Source organism: Streptomyces sp. NPDC000878, assembly GCF_053599695.1.
The window spans coordinates 1-17,800 of sequence record NZ_JBSFMT010000017.1; the positions used below are offsets into that span (position 1 = coordinate 1).

At 71.1% G+C, this 17,800-nt stretch carries 16 protein-coding genes and 3 pseudogenes; 11 read left to right on the forward strand and 8 right to left on the reverse strand.

Annotated elements, in window-relative coordinates; genetic code table 11:
* Positions 1 to 153 precede the first annotated feature (153 nt).
* Complete coding sequence (locus ACWDR4_RS17500) at positions 154 to 1,164, reverse strand: NADP-dependent oxidoreductase (RefSeq protein ID WP_450409592.1); 1,011 nt, start codon at positions 1,162 to 1,164, stop codon at positions 154 to 156.
* Positions 1,165 to 1,275: 111 nt separating this feature from the next.
* Here ACWDR4_RS17500 and ACWDR4_RS17505 point away from each other — a divergent pair, with 111 nt between their 5' ends.
* Positions 1,276 to 1,869, forward strand: coding sequence for a TetR/AcrR family transcriptional regulator (locus tag ACWDR4_RS17505; protein ID WP_450409372.1), 594 nt, complete (start codon positions 1,276 to 1,278; stop codon positions 1,867 to 1,869).
* A 434-nt stretch (positions 1,870 to 2,303) separates the two neighbouring features.
* On the opposite strand, the gene ACWDR4_RS17510 is transcribed toward ACWDR4_RS17505, so the two are convergent.
* Positions 2,304 to 3,290 (reverse strand): helix-turn-helix domain-containing protein, encoded by a 987-nt coding sequence (locus ACWDR4_RS17510; protein ID WP_450409374.1) that lies wholly within the window; start codon positions 3,288 to 3,290, stop codon positions 2,304 to 2,306.
* A 263-nt stretch (positions 3,291 to 3,553) separates the two neighbouring features.
* On the opposite strand from ACWDR4_RS17510, the pseudogene ACWDR4_RS17515 reads away from it, so the two are divergent.
* From ACWDR4_RS17515 to ACWDR4_RS17535, 5 genes and pseudogenes are all read left to right on the forward strand, one after another.
* Positions 3,554 to 3,729 (forward strand): annotated as a pseudogene (locus tag ACWDR4_RS17515) (transposase); the annotation flags it as partial.
* A gap of 365 nt (positions 3,730 to 4,094) precedes the next feature.
* A complete protein-coding gene (locus ACWDR4_RS17520) occupies positions 4,095 to 4,961 on the forward strand; it encodes a DUF4132 domain-containing protein (RefSeq protein ID WP_450409376.1) in 867 nt (288 codons plus the stop codon).
* A complete protein-coding gene (locus tag ACWDR4_RS17525; RefSeq protein ID WP_450409377.1) occupies positions 4,958 to 10,042 on the forward strand; it encodes a hypothetical protein in 5,085 nt (1,694 codons plus the stop codon). The genes ACWDR4_RS17520 and ACWDR4_RS17525 overlap by 4 nt, the downstream gene beginning before the upstream one ends.
* Positions 10,039 to 11,223, forward strand: a complete 1,185-nt coding sequence (locus tag ACWDR4_RS17530) for an ATP-binding protein (protein WP_450409379.1) — start codon at positions 10,039 to 10,041, stop codon at positions 11,221 to 11,223. Before ACWDR4_RS17525 ends, ACWDR4_RS17530 begins: the two co-directional genes overlap by 4 nt.
* A 5-nt stretch (positions 11,224 to 11,228) precedes the next feature.
* A complete protein-coding gene (locus ACWDR4_RS17535) occupies positions 11,229 to 11,726 on the forward strand; it encodes a DUF5682 family protein (protein WP_450409381.1) in 498 nt (165 codons plus the stop codon).
* A gap of 46 nt (positions 11,727 to 11,772) precedes the next feature.
* Here ACWDR4_RS17535 and ACWDR4_RS17540 read toward each other — a convergent pair.
* Positions 11,773 to 12,111 (reverse strand): annotated as a pseudogene (locus tag ACWDR4_RS17540) (MFS transporter); the annotation flags it as partial.
* Here ACWDR4_RS17540 and ACWDR4_RS17545 point away from each other — a divergent pair.
* Complete coding sequence (locus tag ACWDR4_RS17545) at positions 12,086 to 12,820, forward strand: UPF0158 family protein (protein WP_450409382.1); 735 nt, start codon at positions 12,086 to 12,088, stop codon at positions 12,818 to 12,820. The pseudogene ACWDR4_RS17540 and the gene ACWDR4_RS17545 overlap by 26 nt on opposite strands.
* A gap of 150 nt (positions 12,821 to 12,970) precedes the next feature.
* On the opposite strand, the gene ACWDR4_RS17550 is transcribed toward ACWDR4_RS17545, so the two are convergent.
* On the reverse strand, positions 12,971 to 13,651 hold the full coding sequence (locus tag ACWDR4_RS17550) for a type III effector protein (RefSeq protein WP_450409384.1): 681 nt from the start codon (positions 13,649 to 13,651) through the stop codon (positions 12,971 to 12,973).
* A 130-nt stretch (positions 13,652 to 13,781) separates the two neighbouring features.
* On the opposite strand from ACWDR4_RS17550, the gene ACWDR4_RS17555 reads away from it, so the two are divergent.
* The 4 genes from ACWDR4_RS17555 (at position 13,782) to ACWDR4_RS17570 (ending at position 15,685) form a co-directional block, all read left to right on the forward strand.
* Positions 13,782 to 14,216: an Hsp20/alpha crystallin family protein gene (locus ACWDR4_RS17555; RefSeq protein ID WP_450409386.1), complete on the forward strand. Its 435-nt coding sequence runs from the start codon at positions 13,782 to 13,784 to the stop codon at positions 14,214 to 14,216.
* An 88-nt stretch (positions 14,217 to 14,304) separates the two neighbouring features.
* A complete protein-coding gene (locus ACWDR4_RS17560; protein WP_450409387.1) occupies positions 14,305 to 14,700 on the forward strand; it encodes a DUF2267 domain-containing protein in 396 nt (131 codons plus the stop codon).
* A gap of 123 nt (positions 14,701 to 14,823) precedes the next feature.
* A complete protein-coding gene (locus ACWDR4_RS17565) occupies positions 14,824 to 15,219 on the forward strand; it encodes a DUF2267 domain-containing protein (RefSeq protein ID WP_450409389.1) in 396 nt (131 codons plus the stop codon).
* 211 nt (positions 15,220 to 15,430) lie between these two features.
* A complete protein-coding gene (locus ACWDR4_RS17570) occupies positions 15,431 to 15,685 on the forward strand; it encodes a hypothetical protein (protein ID WP_450409391.1) in 255 nt (84 codons plus the stop codon).
* Positions 15,686 to 15,796: 111 nt separating this feature from the next.
* Here ACWDR4_RS17570 and ACWDR4_RS17575 read toward each other — a convergent pair whose 3' ends face one another.
* From ACWDR4_RS17575 to ACWDR4_RS17590, 4 genes and pseudogenes are all read right to left on the reverse strand, one after another.
* Positions 15,797 to 15,934: a hypothetical protein gene (locus tag ACWDR4_RS17575; protein WP_450409606.1), complete on the reverse strand. Its 138-nt coding sequence runs from the start codon at positions 15,932 to 15,934 to the stop codon at positions 15,797 to 15,799.
* Positions 15,900 to 15,983: pseudogene (locus ACWDR4_RS17580) on the reverse strand (DNA-binding protein); the annotation flags it as partial. The gene ACWDR4_RS17575 and the pseudogene ACWDR4_RS17580, both read right to left, overlap by 35 nt.
* Before the next feature lie 172 nt (positions 15,984 to 16,155).
* A complete protein-coding gene (locus tag ACWDR4_RS17585) occupies positions 16,156 to 16,446 on the reverse strand; it encodes a hypothetical protein (protein WP_450409393.1) in 291 nt (96 codons plus the stop codon).
* 372 nt (positions 16,447 to 16,818) lie between these two features.
* The gene (locus ACWDR4_RS17590) at positions 16,819 to 17,781 is read right to left on the reverse strand and encodes a hypothetical protein (protein ID WP_450409394.1); all 963 of its coding nucleotides are present in this window, start codon (positions 17,779 to 17,781) and stop codon (positions 16,819 to 16,821) included.
* Between the last annotated feature and the right edge of the window lie 19 nt (positions 17,782 to 17,800).

Here is a 17,800-nt window from a genome sequence, read left to right on the forward strand (position 1 = left end):
AACCGAGCCGACCGTACGGTCGGCTCGGTTCGCCGCCGCGAGCATCACGACCGCCTGGCCGCCAGACGCGCCCCGAGTTCTCCGCGTCGGCGTCTCGATGGCCGCCGGTGCCCCGCGGACGGGCGCCGGACGCGTCGGTGAAACGGCTCGTTCCTAAGCGACCGTGAGTACGATCTTGCCCTGGATGTGCCCTCGGGCGGCGCGTTCGTGCGCGGCCCGGGCATCCGCGAGCGCAAAAGTGCTGTCGATCGCGACGTGGATTGTGCCCGCGTTGAACAGGCGCCCCAGTTCAGCGAGTTGCGCGCCGTTCGAGCGGACCTGGGTGCTCGAGACCGTGACGCCCAGCTTCGCGGTCTCTTCTTCGTCGAAGTCCCCGGGGAGCACGGGGAACTGGGCGCCGCCGCGCTTGAGCGTGCGCAGGAAGCGTTTGCTGTCGGGGCCGCCGACGGTGTCGAGTACGAGGTCGACGTCGTGCACGAGTTCCTCGGGACGACTCTTGGTGTAGTCGATGAACTGGTCGGCGCCGAGTTCGCGCAGGAACGATTCATGCGCGCCCGATGCCACCGCGATGACACGTGCACCCTTCCATTTCGCCAGTTGCAGTGCGAAGTGCCCCACGCCGCCCGCGGCGCCGTTGATGACCACCGTGGTGTCGGCGTCGAGTGCCGTCGGGCGATGCCGTGTCTCCTGGAAGGGCGAGGGGTGGTCGTGTCCGAGCTCGATCAGGAACTGCCACGCGGTGAGCCCGGCCATGGGCGCCCCGGCGGCGTGCACGTGGTCGAGGCCGGCCGGCTTGCGTGCGAGGTCCGACGCGGGCGCGGCCACGTACTCGGCGTATGCGCTGCCGTGGAAGCTGGGGAAACGCAGAAGACCGAAGACTTCATCACCTACGGCGAGGCCGTCCACGTCCGCGGCGACGGCCTCGACGACGCCCGACATGTCCGTCCCCGGAATCACCGGCAGGCTGACCGTCGATTCCGTCTCCCCGGGCATCCTGGTCAGTCCGCCGCGCAGGTACCAGTCCGGAGGATTGATGCCGACCGCGTGAACGCGGACGAGCACTTCGCCCGGCCCCGGCTCGGGAATCGGCACCTCGTCGTAACGCAGAACTTCAGGGCCACCGTGCTCATGGAGCCGGACCGCCCTCATCGTGTGTGTCGGCATCGTTTTCTCCTGCCCGCGCTGCGGGATACGCTTATTCGGATCAGCGATCCACATAACTGGACCACTGATCCGAATATATGGACCACTGATCCGGATAGTCAAGAGGGACAGATGCGGGCCGACGCCAGGAAGAACCGCGACCACCTGCTCGCAGTAGCGGGCACCGCCATCACCGAGCAAGGCGTCGACGTGTCACTGCGCGACATCGCGCGCAGGGCCGACGTCGGGCTCGCGACGCTGCTGCGTCACTTCCCGACGCGCGAGGCGCTGCTCGATGCGCTGCTCCGCACGAGCTTCGACGAACTGACGGCACAGGCAGCTGAGCTCGAAACGTCGAACTCACCCGAAGACGCTCTCGTTTCGTGGCTACGCGACTGCGTCGCGTGGACAACCGAGTATCGGGGCGTGACCGTGCTGATGGCAGCCGCCATCGAGGACACCGAATCCGCGCTCCACGCTTCGTGCGTCACCCTGCGCGCGGCCGGTGCGCGGCTCCTCACCCGTGCCCAGGCCGCGGGCGTGGCGCGGAGCGACATCGACGGCGCCGATTTGTTTGCGCTGGTAGCCATGCTCGCCTGGCTCGGCGATCAACCCTCGCTCGCGCCACGCGCCGACCACCTCTTCGAAGTTGTCGCGAGCGCGATTCTGACGAGTGCAGGGAGCAGCGACACCGAGGAGGAACGTCGCCCTTGGGCTCGTAGCTGAAATCGTCGCGCACGCGGACCAGCGAACTCGCCCGCGCGCTCGGCAAGGAGCGGTTCGACGCCGAGTTCGCCAAGCCGGTCAAGGGCACCGGCATCGAGCCGCGCGCGACGGCTGGACACTGCACCGGATCCGCCACAGCACCCTGACACACGACGCCGAGGGGGCGGCACCTCCACCCCGATGCTGCCGGCCCGCTCCCGCCACGCCTCCGTCCGCTCCCTGGAGCGGTATGCACGCCCCAGCGTCGACGCGGTCGCCCGGCACGTCGCAGAACGCGACCCCGCCGCCCGACGGATGCGCTGACACCTCGAGATCAACAATTGGCGGCTTCTGGGCTCACCTCGGCGACACCCCAAAAGGGTGAACCACACCACCACCTCACGGTCAGCAGTCCACGTCTTGTGAGACATGCGAACCGCGAAGAACACCCCTGGTCACGCGCTTTCGGCCGGCCCGTGGCCCGGCGGGTGCCGGTTGGGCGAGCTCGAGACCGCTCCGGTCGAGCGGGCGTACTCGGTGGGAGTCTGACCGTAGTGCTTCTTGAAGGCCCGGGTGAAGTGGCTGCCGTCCGCGAACTGCCAGTGTGCGGCGAGTTCCGAGATACTCAGGCGACCTGACGGCGCGGTGAGGGCGAGCCGGGCCTCTTGCAGTCGCCGGTGGCGGATGTAGGTGGCCACCTGCTCTCCCACCGTGGCGAATGCCCGGTGCAGCGTACGGACGGAGACGTTGAGTTCACGCGCGAGCATCGCCGGAGAAAGTTCGGGATCAGCGAGCCGGCGGTCCGCGAGGTTCTTGGCTGCCTGGGTGAGCGCGGGAGCCAGCCGGGGTTCCACGTCGTCGAACCGGCCCCTCGCCACCGCCTTGGTCAGCTCGATCAGGGTGCTGTGGGCAGCTTCCACACCGGCCGGGCCGAGGTCGGCCACGGTTACGTGGATCATGTCCGCGAAGGCCGTCAGCAGGCGTGTCTCGGCCGAGTCCGCCGACCCGGTGACGATCCGGTTCCCGAGCAGGGGTTTGAGCACCGCGGAGGGCAGGACCAGGAACTGTGCCCTGATGTGCGGAGCCGTCTCGAAGACCGACTGGCGCCCGACGTGCCGGAGGAGGAACTGCCCGGCCGATACGGTCTGTTCGCCGCGATCGGGCGGGCCGCCCATAGTCCATGCGCCGCGCCGCACTACGTACATTTCCACCAGATCCTGATCGCCGCCCGGGGCGTCCGTGGTCCGGGTGGCCGACGCGGCGTGAAGATCGGCGATCGCCACGTCGCGCACCTTCGCGACGCGGCCCTTGACCCGGAAGTCACCGGCCGTGTCCGGGGTGAAGGCCGGCAGCTGGAAGACATCGTCGCCGATCTGCGTCTCCCACCCGCGCCGGAAGGCGTCGAGTCCCTGCGGTGCGGCGCCCGGGGCGGTCGAGTCCACTGCTAACACCCCGCGCACGCCGTCGACCTCCGCTCCAGTCCTGTGCATCACTCTTCGATCCCCTCACCTTCCTTGCTTCGACGCCATCCTGTGGTGCTCGTGTTCCGTAGGACGTCGCCGTGGCTCACGTGGGCACTGTGTCAGTCTTCCTGCAGTCGGCCCGCATGGCAGCGGTCGAGGGGCAGAGCTGATGGGGACCCCACCCCGGATCGTGGACACCTTGGACACCGGACCTTGAGGGTTCAGAGGAAGAGATGTCACTGATGGTGATGAAGGTGTACTCGGCGGAGTCAGGGCGGATGTTGTCGCGCTGTACCTGTCGGACCCGAAGAATACGTTCGAGGGCGTGAGCAAGGACCTGGGAGTCAGCCGGGAGACGCTGCGGAACTGGGTGCGGGGCGAGCGGTCCAGGCAGGGCCGGCCCGGTGCTCAGGGGCGCCCACCTCTCAACAGGACTGTAGGCACCCGTACTTGACGGAGAAACAGCTCAGCCCCGGTCCAGGTCCTCGGCCGTGACGTAGGCGGTGTTGAGCACCTCGGTCGAGATCGAGGTGGGGTTCCGCGGGCCGCCCGCGGCAGTGCTGCTCATGGATCCGAGTACGGGCACGGACGGCGATGTCCACCTGCCCCTGTCAGTGCCAGGCAACGGGGCACACAGGCCGGTTGGCCGGCCGGTCGCCCTGTGTCAGTGCCCGCCTCTAGAGTCTCCGCCAGTGATCGCGGCGGCGCTGCGAACCGGGGGCCGTACCCCCGGAACCGCGCCCGTCGATCGTGCATCTGACGTGGATGATGGAGGAACAGCACATGGGGTGGGTTCCGGCGGGCGACTACGAGGTCGCCCTCGACGGTGCGAGGAAGGTCGTCTGCCGCAACGCTGCCGGACGCCTCCTGAAGTCGTTACCGGCAAAACTGAGGGACGACCCGGCTGTGGTGGGTCTGCGGCAGCTGACGGAGTGGCTGGACCAGCACGAGCAGCAGTGTCTGACCGACGTGGAGCGCTGGATGGCGCGCTCGCTGCCGGTGCCGGCCGCGGTCCTCGCCCAGGTGTGGCCCGACCCGTCCTGGCAGTCCGCGCTCCGCGACCTGGTCGTCACCGACGAGGACGGCAAGGTCGCCGGCTTCCTGCGCGACGCCGACGGCACCCGCGGCCTGGGCCTGGTCGACCTCGACGGCGACACGGTGCGCATCACCCCGGAACTCGTCCGCGTACCGCACCCGGTGCTCCTCGACGACCTCGACGACCTCCGGGAGTTCGCGGTCGAGTTGGGCGTCGAGCAGAAGGCCGGGCAACTCTTCCGCGAGGTGTGGCGCCGGCCCGCCGATCTCGACCCCGAGGGCGAGCAGGTCGACACCTACGCCGGCGCCCGCTTCGACGGACAGCGCTCCCTGCACAGCAGGGCCGCCTCCCTCGGCTACCGGATCCGCGGCGATCAGTCGGTCTGCCCGGTCTTCGAGGACGGCCGGACCGTCGAGGCGCGCATCTGGATCGGCGAGTTCGACCCCTACGACGGCGGCGACGACATCGAGACCGGGCCACTGACCTGGACCGACACGGCAGGACGGACGGTCGGGCTCGGGCAGGTCGGGCCGGTCGCCTGGTCCGAGGGGATGCGCATGGCCGCGGCCCTCCACGCGGGACGCGTCATCGAGAACGAGGAGCAGGCGGCATGACTATGGACCACGCCGGCACGGCGTCCCTTCTCGACGCGGGGGCGATCCTGCTGCCGGGCAGCACCGACCGCGAGGACGCGGACGTCCTGACCGCCCGCACCTACACCCATCCTGCCCTCGACGGCCGGCCCGTGGTCCGCCTCGTACCCGGCACCCTCGGCGAGGCCGAGGACCTGGCCATGGAGTTCCTCGACCTCACCCGTCAGGAAAGCGCCCCCGAGGTCGGCCAGGTCCGCCGCGAGACGCTCGGCTTCCCCGCCTGGGCGCTGGTCAACGACCCCGCCAACGGGCACCACGCGCTCGCTCTGGTCAAGGACATCGAACGGCTCGCCAGGATGGCAGGATCCCGCACCGGCGCCGCGAAGGACGGCTTCGAGTCCGTCGGCGACCGTCTCAGCCGTGCCGTCCCGCACTTCCTGCCGACCTACTACGAGCAGGTCGCCCGGATCTGGCTCCAGCACGACAACCCCACGTGGGCGGGGATGTTCTTCGGCAAGGCACGGGCCGCCGAGCGCGCCCACGGACTGGCAGTGGACGAGGAGCGGCACCGCGCGGTCTTCCTCGAGTTCGCCTTCGCGGGAGCCCTGACCGTCAAAGCCCTCAAGGAACACGCCCGCGACCTCGCCGAACGGCTGGACCCGGCCGACGCCTGGTCGCAGTTCCGCCGGCTCATCGTCGAACGCTGCGAGGCCGGTCTACCGCCCCACGCCACCCTGTCGAAGGATGCCCGCCCCCTGCTCAAGGTCACCGGACTCGACCGTGCCGAGGAGGAGCGGACCCTCGTCGCCGACCTGATCGTCTCCCCCGCCGTGGTCCGGGCACCCGCCTCGTTCTGGTCCGACTACCGCGCCACCCTCGCCGAACTCGGCCGTCGCGACCCGGCGGTCCGGGCCAGACTGCTGGAGATCCTGCCCGCCGTCGTGGGACGCGACGTCGCCACCGATGAGAACTGGCTGAAGCTGCTCGCCGACAGCGGGGCCGAGGCCCTGCTGACCGCCCCGAGCGGTGCCGCGGCGGCGTATCCGAGCGGTGATCCGACGGGCGTTCCGGCCGGTGACGCGACCGGTGATCAGGCCGGCGCTCCGACCGGCCCCCCGCCGCCCGGCGGCATCACCCCGGCGGACTGGCTGAGCCGCTGGGAGCGGCACCGCCATCACGGCAAGGCCCCCGACCACTCCTCGGCCACCCTCGCCCTGGTCGAACGCATGGTGCCCCGGCTGCTCGCCGACGCCCGGCCGGTCGGCCTCTTCACGGGACACCGGCCGGCCGGCGCCGACCTCGATCTGCTCGACCTCTGCCTGGCCGCCGGCGTCCCGCTGGCCGACCCGTGCGACCACTGCACCGTCCGTCTGCCACTGGACCACTGGCTGAACGAACCGCGCACCGGCGCCCGCGACCTGGCCGCGGTCGCCGCCGACCAGCGTTTCCGGCCGCTGCTGCACGACGCCATCGGATCGCTCAACCTCTACGTGCTCCCGCCGTCGACACCGGACGCCCTCGCCGACCACCCGGCCCTGGGGCCGGTCCTGCACGACTGGCTCGCCGACCGGGCCGCGGAGTTCGTCGGGGCCGCCGGGCTGCCCGGCTCCCGCGCCGCCCTGAGTGAGCTGCGGCGGTTCCACCAGGTCGCCGCCCGGGTCAACCCGGACGCCGTCGCGGCGGTGGCCGCCCACGACTTCGCCCCGCTGCTCCTGCGCACCCTGCGCACCGGAATTTTCGACGAACTCTGCTGGCCCGCCCTGGAGGAGGCGGTCCACCGGATCGGCGAGGTCGACAAGGACAAGGACTGGTTCGTCGTCGCCGAGGCCTGGCCCGCCCTGATCCTGGCCCGCAAGGAGAAGGCGATCGTGGTCGGGCCCGACCGAATAATGCTGGAGCACGACCTGCGTATCCCGAGGAACGCCATTTCGGAGAGGATGGAGTTCCGCTGGGTGGATGACCAACTCCTCGTCAACTGGTACCCCCTCACCAAGAACGCCTACTGGTCCGGCCATCCCGACCAGGTCATCTCCCTCGAAGGCGTGCCGGAAATCGTGCCGCGCCACCGGCGGTACCGGTTCGAGGTCGATGCCCCGTCGCTGCCACTGCCCGGCGGTGGCCGCGCCACCGGCGTCACTGTTCTGCGCGCCGGTGACACCGTGCTGCCCGCCGCCCGCCCGCTGCTGAGTGACGGCACAGGCCACTGGGCACGGGTCGTCCAGGACAACCACGAGACGTACTGGGTGGAACACGACCCGCTCACCGGCACCGACGGCCCGGCCTCGCTGCCGGCGTTCCTGCGGTCCGGAATCGACGACGCCGATGGCACAGACGACGGTACGGCCCTGGTGCCCGAGCACTGCGAACTGCTGCCGCTGCTGCCCGGACTGGAGAACTCCCCGTTCGGCACCGACGGCAGCGTCCTCGGACGCTGGGTCCGCAGGTCCGGCAAGGGCCCGCAGGGCATCACCACCGCCGGTACCCCCGACGGCCGTATCACCTCGCTGCCGTTCGGCACCGACGGCGGCGGGAGCCCGGTGACGCTCGGCGCGCTGCGACTGCCGGGCGGCTCCGGGCCCGTGGCGGCAAGGGGCTTCCGCTCGGTCAGCCTGTACGCGGCCGACAGCGCGTCGAACGGGGCCCTCGGGACCGTCCAACCCGAGGGCCCTGGAGGCGAGTTCGCCGCCGGCACCCCGTTCGTGCCGTCGGCGCAGTTCTGGCACGCGCTGGTCCCCCGCGACGAGCGCGGGTCGCTGGCGCTGCGCGCCCTCACCACGGAGCGTGCCACGACCCTGCTGAGCGCGAGCACCGAGGCGCTGGGCGCCCAGCGGGCCGAGGAGATCTCCGCCCAGAGCCGGTCGCTGCAGTACACCGGCCCCTCACCCAGCGAGGTCGGACAGGCTGCCGTGGCCCGCTCCCTGCCCGAGCTCAGCCACCCTTCGCTGCTCGCGGGGGTGGCCTCGATCGTGCACGGCGTCGTCGCCCATGCGGCGGACACCGCGGAGTTCGCCGCCTCCGCACAGCCACCGGAGGCACAACCCCAGCATGTCCGGGGCATGTTCCCCGACTACGAGCCGGAGCACGGGACCGACCGAGCGCTCAGCCACGCCGTCACCGGCATCGCGGGGACCGAGTACGCGTGGTACGGCATCGGCCGGGGATGGGCCGTCCTGCGGCAGATCCGCGCGGTCAACCACGTCCTGTCCGCGAAGCCCGCCGACGGCCTCGCGCTGCCCGAACCGGAGGTGCTCGCGAACCTCACCGACGGCTGGACCAGCGACGCACGGACCGTTCCCGTTGCCTCCGCCGAGTGGACCCGCTGCCTCGACGTGCCGAGCGCCCTGGCCTGGCGCGCCACCTCCCAGGGCACCAGCCCCGAAAAGCGGGAAGCACTGCTGCTGCTCCTCGACGCGATCGCCGAAGGGCCGCTGGCCGACCCGGGGAGTCCGCTGCGCGAGGTCGTGCTGTGCGAACCCAAAAACATCGGGCAGCGGGCCGGCCAGGTCCTGCGCCACGGTGACCGCACGGTCGTGATCCTGTGCGAGGAGAACCAGAACGTCACCGAGAAGCAGTGGCTCGCGCTCGACCATGACCCGTCCGGCGAGTTCGGAGCGGTGGCACACTTCACCGCGCGCGAGGAGAGGCGCCACATCCCGGACCTCCCGGCAGGCCGGATCACCGCCCTGACCGAGCTCGTCCGCGAGCAGGGCCCGGCTCCCTGGCGGCCTGCGGCCGTCGACGAACTCGTTGCCGCCACCGGCCTCGACCTCGGCCCCATCCAGGCCAGCCTGCTACTGGCCGGTCTGCCGTCGGAGGGCTACCAGAAGCCCGCTTCCGCCGCGCAGTTGACCGCCATCGGGCTGAACGCCCGCCAGGCGGAGCTCGGCAAACGCATGCTCCACCCCGTCGGACAGGGCACCCGGGTGGCTGTGCTCACCGCCCTGCTGCCCGAAGACGCCGAACTGCTGTGGACGGGCGGCCCCGACGTCACCGGCGCCGCCCGTGTCTGGTCCGACGCCTTGGGCGGCCTCGTCCGCGTGCCCGAGGAGGTCGGGGACATACTCGGCGGACCGTCTGTCGAAGCCCTGCTCAACCCCTCCCGCGTCGCCTGGCTCAACCGCACCACCACCATGGGGCTGGACAAGGACGGCAAGCTTGCCGCCGCCGACCCCTCCGCGATTCCCGGCCCACATTTTTGCAACACCGCGGCATCCGACCTGGCCATCCTCGGCTACGGCCTGCCCTACGGCCATCCGCTGCGCGCGGCGCTGGCCGCCGGCCTGGAAGCGCTGCGCCACCGCCTGTCCGACCCCGGCCTGCTGCTCGACCTGAGCGTCCACCGGACGGATACCGGTGGGTCCACGGCCGCGTTGATCCGCAAGGCCCACGGCATGCCCGACACCGGCGGTGCCGGCCCGGACGGTCTGACCCGGGTCGGCGAGGCCATCGTGCTGCACCCCCTGCCCCACGACGAGGAGATGACGCTGGTCCGCCCCGCCGGTCTCACCGGCAGCGACGACCCGGTTCTCCAACTGCTCGACGACCTCAGCAACCAGGACCGCTATCCGCTCGACGGGCTGCGTACCGTACTCGGCGACGACCTGGCAGGCCTTGTCGCGGTCGGTCACGGACCGGGCACACCGCACGGCTGGGCCCAGGACCCCAACGTGTCCGCGCCGGACCTGGTCACCGAGGTCGCCTCGGCCCTCGGGCTCGGGGCCGACGCGGCCGCCCACTACCTCCAGTTGCTCGCCCTCCCCGACCCGACCGACCGCAACTGTGCCCGCTGGACCGGCTGGAAACCGGCCCGCCTCAAGAAGGCGCGCGCCGAACTCGCCGCCACCGACCTGGTGATCGAAGCCAAGCGCCCCCGGGCCGGACGGACCCTCTTCCTCCCCGGCGCCTGGATCGCCGAGCGGCACGCCCTGCCCATCGAGAGCTGGAAGGAACGGTTGTACCCGCTCAGCGACTACCGGAAGGTCGTACCCAAGGTCTCGGTGGCGGAACTCTTCGCCCGCGTCTGGGCCGCGGTCCGCGACGGTGACGGCCCCGCGTTCGAGGAACTCACCACCCGTGCCACCGGGAAGGACGATCGCCGGTGACCACCGCACCCTCCCGGTCCGCCGCCCCCGAGGCGGCCGGCCGTCAGATCTCCCCGCCCGAAGACCGCTACGCCACCGAACTGGCCTTCCTCGCCGCCCACGACACCGGCCCGCGCCCGCCCGCCTGGCGGCTCACCCCGCGCGCGGTCGTCACCTTCGTCATGGGCAGCGACGGCGACACCCTGCGGCTTCCCGCAGGGACGGACGCCTCCGAAGGCGTCCCGCGCCGTCTGGTCGTCGAGGAGAAGTTCGTCGGCGACCGGGCGCTGGTGGAGCGCTGCGTGGTGACACTCGCCGGGGAGCGCGGCCTGCTGCTCGTCGGCGAACCCGGCACCGCCAAGTCCATGCTTTCCGAACTGCTCTCCGCAGCGGTCTGCGGCACCAGCGGCCTCGTCGTCCAGGGCACCGCCGGCACCACCGAGGACCAGCTCAAGTACGGCTGGAACTACGCCCTGCTGCTCGCCCAGGGCCCCACCCGGGCGGCCCTCGTGCCGTCGCCGGTCCTCACCGCCATGACCGGCGGCGGCGTGGCCCGCGTCGAGGAGGTCACTCGCTGTCTGCCCGAGGTCCAGGACGCCCTGGTCTCCCTGCTGTCCGAACGCCGGATCGCCGTCCCCGAGCTGTCCGGTGGCGACGACGCCCTGCTGCACGCTGCCCCCGGCTTCACCCTGATCGCCACGGCCAACCTCCGCGACAAGGGCGTCTCCGAGATGTCCGCCGCCCTCAAACGCCGGTTCAACTTCGAGACGGTCGGGCCGATCGGCGACCTCGGCGCGGAGATGGCCCTCGTCCGCCGCCAGGCGCGGGCAGCCGTGGAGCGGGCCGGCACCACCCAGCAGGTCGACGACACCGTCCTGGAGGTGCTGGTCACCGCCTTCCGCGACCTCCGTGACGGCCGGTCGGCCGAGGGCTGGGAAGTCGAACGCCCGTCGACGGTGATGAGCACCGCCGAGGCGGTGTCCGTCGCCGCGGCGCTCGGTCTGGCCGCCGCGTACTTCCCCGGCGGCCGGGACGTCCTGGGCCTGCTCCCCGGTCACCTGCTCGGGGTCGTCCGCAAGGACGACCCGGCCGACGCCTCCCGGCTCCTCGGCTACTGGGACGGCGCGGTCCGCCGCCGCGCGGAACAGGGTTCCGCGACCTGGCGCACGCTGTGGGACCTGCGCGGCGTGCTGGAGGAGTGAAGCCGGTGACACCCGACGAAGCCGCCGCCGCGCTCACCGCGCCGACGGCCCCTTACCTCATCGGCGTGCGGCACCACTCGCCGTCGCTCGCGGCGGCGGTACCGGCCCTGCTGGACGCGGCCCGCCCGCAGGTGCTGCTGGTCGAGCTGCCCGCCGACTTCCAGGACTGGCTGGGCTGGCTCGCGCATCCGGACACTGTGGCCCCGGTCGCCCTCGCCGCCGTCCCCGGTGGCCGGGGCGACGGGCCCGGCCCGGCGTTCTACCCGTTCGCCGACTTCTCGCCGGAGCTCGCCGCACTGCTCGCAGGTCCACCAGGGGCTGGGCGGACCGCAGTTCCCACCACCCCCACACCAGCAGGATCACCACTCCCGCACCGAACAGCCCGCCCGTCGAGCCACTGGTCCAGCCCCAGTCGGCACCCTTGGAGATCGCCAGCAGAAGGCAGAGCAGCCCGGCCGTCAGCCCGATCCCGCCCACCAGGTCGAACCGTCCTCCGCTACTGACCCGTGATTCCGGCACGAACGCCAGCACCAGCGCGATCACCACGGCGCCCAGACCGCCCGACACCCAGAACAGCGCGTGCCAGTCGGCGTGTTGGGCAAGCAGCGCGGCTCCGGGCAGCCCCAGGGCGCCGCCCACCCCCAGCGACGAACTCATCAGCGCCATGGCCGTGCCGAGCTTCTCGGGCGGGAGTTCGTCCCGCATGATGCTGATGCCCAGCGGGATGACGCCCATGGCCACGGGCCGGGGCGGGCGCAAGCGGAGTCGGTGACAGGGCGTCACCGACCGGTTCCGCGGGCGCGGTGACGAGTACCGCGGGGCCGGAGCGGGAACCGGGCGGTGCTCGGCGCTGGACGACTCAGTGACGCGCGTTGACGTCGAGGTCATGGCCGAGGGGTGGGACGAGGACGGGTCGCGGACTGTGCGCGGCGCGCTGCACGGGTCGGACGGGACGGCGCTGCTTGCCGCACCGCGCCGTGGACCTGTGAGCGAGGTGCTGCAGCTGGCCGGTGACGGTGTGGCCGGTGCCGCTGCTCTGGGTCTGTCGGGGGCGGCGCAGATGGCTGCCACGTTCCTCGGAGCACTGTGGGAGCGTGGTTTCCGGGGTGATGAGGAACTGGCGGACGTGTTGCGGGTGTCCGTAGGGCACGCAGTGAACCCCGTCCTTCGTCCGCTCGCAGTCGATCTGGAGATGCTCGCCATGCTGCTGGAGGGCACCCCGGCCGAGTCCGGTGGTCGGCTCGATCTGTGCACTGGGGAGTGTCGGCCGGCCTTCGCCGATGAGCTGGAGACCGGATTCGAGAAGGCGGATGATCCCGAGCGATGGCTGTCCGTGCCGGCTCTGGGTTCCCGGGACGGTTACCAGGACATGGAGCTGTTCATCGAAGGACCCGATGACGCCGCCCTCGCCGATCGGCTGCGGACCGCCATCCGTGGCCGAGGCGCCTTCCGGCGCTTCAAGGATGTCCTCGCCCGTGACGAGCGCGCTTGGCGCCTGTTTCACCGGCTCAGCGATGAGCGACAGCTCGGCCGGGCCCGTGCCTGGCTGGCCGAAGAGGGCTGTCGTCCAAGGCTCCCGTTCGACGGCGGCGGATAGGGCGGCCCCGACCGCGCGCGAGGACGGGAGGAACAGCCCGCGCCGCGAGCCGCTGGTCCACATGGCCCATGCGGGCCTCTGGGCGCCCGGTTGAGGATGCTCCGAAGCTGTGCCGGATCTTCACTGTGAGTGGTCCGCACTGGTCAGGAGTCATGGTTGGTTTCGGCGCTGGTTTCCGCTGTTCTGACGGAGTTGGTCGATGCGACGGGTGAGGTCGTCGACGCGTGCGGCAAGGCCGGGGTGGCCGGATGCCAGATAGGGGTGGGTGTCCTTCAGCGGAGAGAGGAGGGCGGCGGGGTCGTTGTCGGCGAGGGCGGTGGTGAGATCGGCTAGTGGGGCGTGGGCGGCGGTGGGGAGGCCGGGGAGTGCGGTGATCTGGCCGGCGAGCTGGCGCAGAGTGGCGGCGTTGGTGCGGGCCCAGGTGGTGACGGTGCGGTCGGCGGCGCGGCGGTCCCGGGTGGCCTGGACCCGCTGTTCGCCCGTGGCTCCCGGCTTTCCGGGGCGTACGCGCAGGTAGCGGCGTTCGGCGGCCTGACGGCTGGCGACACCGAGGGGGTGGGCGAGGTCGGCCCAGCTGGCGCCCGCCTCCCGCGCGGTTTCGATCAGGCCCGGCTCCCAGTCGGCCAGTTGATCGCGCACTTCGCGCAGCAGCAGGAGCACGGCGAGCGCCTGCTCCGAGCTGGCCTGGCCGGGCTTGGAGGGCTCGCCGTCCCGAGCGGTCTGGGCAGCGCGCAGGGCATCGTCGATCGTTTCCAGGGCCGCGGCAGCGGCGAGGAACGACGCCGGCGTGAGACCGCGTGCGCGGGGGTCGGGCTGACCGTCCCTGGTCATCGGGCCTCCAACGGATCTGTCGTCATCTTGATGACATCAGACTTGTCATCGCTTGGATGACATGTTACAACGATGGCAGGTGAACGCATTGGCAGCACTGCCTGACCTTGAACTCTGGAGGTGTTTCACGATGTTGATGCGTACCGACCCTTTCCGTGAGCTGGACCGGCTCACCCAGCAGCTCCTGAACACGACCGGGACGTGGTCGCGGCCGTCGGCGATGCCGATGGACGCCTACCGTGAGGGCGAGGAGTACGTGATCGCCTTCGACCTGCCCGGTGTCTCGGCGGACGCGATCGACATCGACGTCGAGCGCAACATGCTGACCGTCAAGGCCGAGCGCCGCCCCGTCACCAAGGCGGACGACGCGCAGACGGAGTTCTCCGAGCGGCCCCTGGGCGTCTTCTCCCGCCAGCTCGTGCTGGCCGACACCCTGGACACCGAGCACATCAAGGCCGACTACGACGCAGGGGTGCTGACCCTGCGCATCCCGATCGCCGAGCGCGCCAAGCCCCGCAAGATCGCCATCGGGGGCGGGACGGAACGCAAGGAGATCAGCGGCTGAGGCCCCTCCCAGCCGCACCGCGGGACGGGGGCGGCGCGCACCGAAGCCACCCCCTTCCTGTGTCCGACGCACACGCACGGGAGCAGCGATGGTGATGCGATGGGAGGCGTTCCTTCACCAGGTCAAGGAACGCGGCGACTACGAGACCACCAGGGAAGCCGAGCGGGCGGCCCGCACAGTGCTGGCGCTGCTGGGCGCGCACCTGGTGGGCGAGGTGCGGGCGGAACTGGCCGCCCGGCTGCCGGAGGATCTGGCGCTCGTGCTGCTCAATCCGCTCCAGGCGCGCGAGCCGCTGTCCCCCGAGCGGTTCGTGAGGGCTACCGCGGCATGGATCGAGGGAGCCACCGAACAGACCGCGGCCTGGGACGTGAGCGCCGTGCTCAGCGTCGCAGCGGATGCGGCGGGCGACGAACTCACCCGCCGCATCCTGCTCCAGCTCCCAGCGGGCTACGACCTGCTGTTCGGCCACCCCCAGCCCGTCTGACCACGCACAGGCAGTACCCCCTCCTTCTTACCCCGGGCCGTCGGCGGCCCGGACCACCTCATGAGAAAGGCAACAGCGTCAGCGATGATCACCCAGCAGCAGCAATACGGGTCCACCGCGGGCATGACATTCGAGCAGATGCTGGAACGGGTGCGCTACGAAGGCGCCTACACCACCCGTGCGCAGGCCGAACAGGCCGTGAGCGCCGTGCTGGCCGCCTTCGGGCGCCAGCTCACCGGCGAGGAGCGCGTGGAGCTGGCAGCCAGGCTGCCCCACGAGGCCGCCGTCACCTTCACCTCCCAGGTCCCCGCCACCGAACCTGTCACAGGCTGGGCCTTCGTGAAGGACCTGGCGACCCGCACCGGCGGCAGCCCGGCCACCACCCGCTGGGACACCGGAACCGTCTTGCGCATCGTGGCCCAGCTCGCCGGCGAGGACCTCCTCAGCCGTATCCTCGCCCAACTCCCCTCCGGCTACGCCCTGCTGTTCGGCCGCGCCGAGCTCACCCAGGCCGCCTGACAGCGCACGGAGGCGGAACGCACGGCACGCCACCGAACCCGCCCAACGGTCCCGTAGTGCATCCCGGCAAGTATCGAGGACGGGCGGCCCCGGTTCAGCTCCGCGGTGATGTCCTGCGTGAGCACCGAGGTGTCCAAGACCCTGGACCCACTTCATCTGGCTGTCCGGCGGAAGGCCCTCGTCGAAGGAGAAAAAGCCGGGGGAGTCAGCCGTGGCCGAGACCTTGAGGCCGTGGGACCGCATGCACTTGAGCCACTTCTCGTACTTGTCCTGGTACTCGGGATCCTCCCTGGCGGCCACGATGTACCAGCACCGCGGGCTGTTGAGGTCGACGAGCCGGACGAGTGCCGTACCGACGACGAACACGAAGTGCGGGACGAACCTGAGGGCGAAGCGACTGCCGAAGGCCGACGGCGGTGCGTGGACGGGGTTGCGGTCGGGCACGACAGGCCCCAGGACGGATTGACCCACACGGCACGGACAGGCGTCGGATTCTGGCCGCCGCTTGTATGGGCCATGTGAAGAGCGAGGCCGCCGGTTCCACCGGGGGAGCGTGGACCGGCAGCCTCGCCGTCCGTCATGCCCCGGGGTGCAGGCCGAGCGAGCCCGGCGTGGGGGCGCCCTGGACCTCGCCGAAGTACAGGGCGAAGGTCTGCTTCCAGCGCTCGACCGCGGCGCGCTGCGGTCTGGTCGGTGACGTCCTTGGTGATGTCATGGACGTCGATCCGGGAGAGTACCCACCGGATGCGGGCGGGGTGGGCCCGTACGAGGACCACCACTCGCTCATCCGTGTCCACGCGGCAGAGCCGCCGGCCGTGCGGGATGGAGGTGACACGGCACCGCTGGTGTGATCACCGGGGTTGGCGTGCGACGGGTGGAGGAGAGCCACACCCGGAGGCTCTCCCGGCGGACGCGGTGTTCAGTCGGAGGCGACCCTCACGGGGTCGTCGGCCGGGGTGCCGACGCGCGGCCACCGGTAGCCGTAGGCGGGCAGTTCGACGCGGAGCAGGCCGTCGTCGTCCGCCGTGAGACCGGCGTGCCCGCGAAGTTGTGCACCGCCAGGACGGTCCCGTCGGTGGTGGAGGCGATGTGTGCCAGGACCGCTCGCTCCCCGGTGTCCACGAGGCGGCAGTCGCCCCAGGCCAGCTCGGGAGCCTCCCGGTAGCGCTCGATGAACAGCCGCATGCGGCTGAGCAGCGAGCCCGGGTCGCGGCTCTGCTCGTACACGTTGACGTTCCGGGGTCCGTACGCGCCGTCCGCCAGCGGGTTGGGAAAGGCGTCCGGACGGGCCCTGTTCGCGGCCCACGTGATGCAGCATCACCGCGTCGAAGCCGAGCTCGGCGTACTCCTGCAGCCATGCGGTGTGCCGGCCCAGGTCGGACGAGATGTTGACCGAGTGCGCCACCTGCTCGGGGGCCCGTGTCACGGCGGTGTGCCTCGGGGGCTTTTGCCTTTGGCGGATGCGGATGCGGCGGCGCTGAGCGCGTGCTGCCTTGCGGTCCAGGGTCTCAGTTGCGGTCTCAGCAGTGGGTTCCGGCGCGAGGTGTGCCCGAGCGTCGCCGCCCGGGTGTGCTGTTCGTCCTCAGCCCTGAAGGCGCCTCACACGGTGAACCTGACCGCTTCGAGCCAGAGGTCGTTGCTGAGGGTTCCGCCGAAGATCAGGTTCTCCCCGCCTGGTTCGTCGCAGCCCATGTTGTGCCAGCCCTCGTTGTGGACGTGCGAGGTCTGACATATGACCTGCTTGCTGTTGTCGATGTTGATGGCGAAGCCCAGCATGTCCGGGGCGCTGTTCTTGGAGCTGCCGATGTAGAGGTCGATGCCGTCGACCGCGCCCTTCCAATCCGCGTTGTAGTGCCCCTTGCCGTTGGTCGAGTTGGGGTTGTGGACGAAGGCGGTGGCAGCCGTGCCGTTGGTGCCGGACACCGCGATGTTCAGCGCCTTGATCGGCTTCTCCTGGCCGGTTGTGCCGGCCGTGGTGCCGTCGCACACCGCGGACTGCCACCCGAGGGTCTCCACAAAGGCCCGGTAGCAGACGTGCCGGCCCGGGTCCCGCGTGGCCAGCGCCTGTACGGCGACCGCCGCGGTCCTCACCTGCGGCTTGGCCACCTCCTGCGTCGTGCCGCTCCCGGATGATCCCGTACCGGAGGTCTGTTTCGGCGCTGCCGGTGCCGCGGGCGAGGCCTTCGGTGTGACGACGACCGGAGGGGCCTGGATCACGGCCTCGGCGGTGGGGGTGACCGCCTTGGTCTTGGCGGGCGTGGGTGTGGGGGTGGGCGTGGGCGAAAGGGTGGGAGTGAGGCTGGGGGTCGGAGTCGGAGAGGAAGGGATGTTCTCCGCTGCGACCACCTCGTTGCTGTCCTCCGAGTCGAAGACGTCACTGCCGACGAGCGGGACACCGAGGGCGAGGACGGCGGCCAGGCCGCCGCCCCAGCCCAGGCTGATCCAGACCCGGCGCCCGGGGACCAGCCCGTGGGGCGAACGGGCGGGCTTGCGGGCGAAGGTCTGCGAGAAGCCCTTCGGCTGCTTCGGCTGGTTCGTGGGCTTTGGTGACTCTGCGGGCATCTGGGTTGCTCCGGGGGGA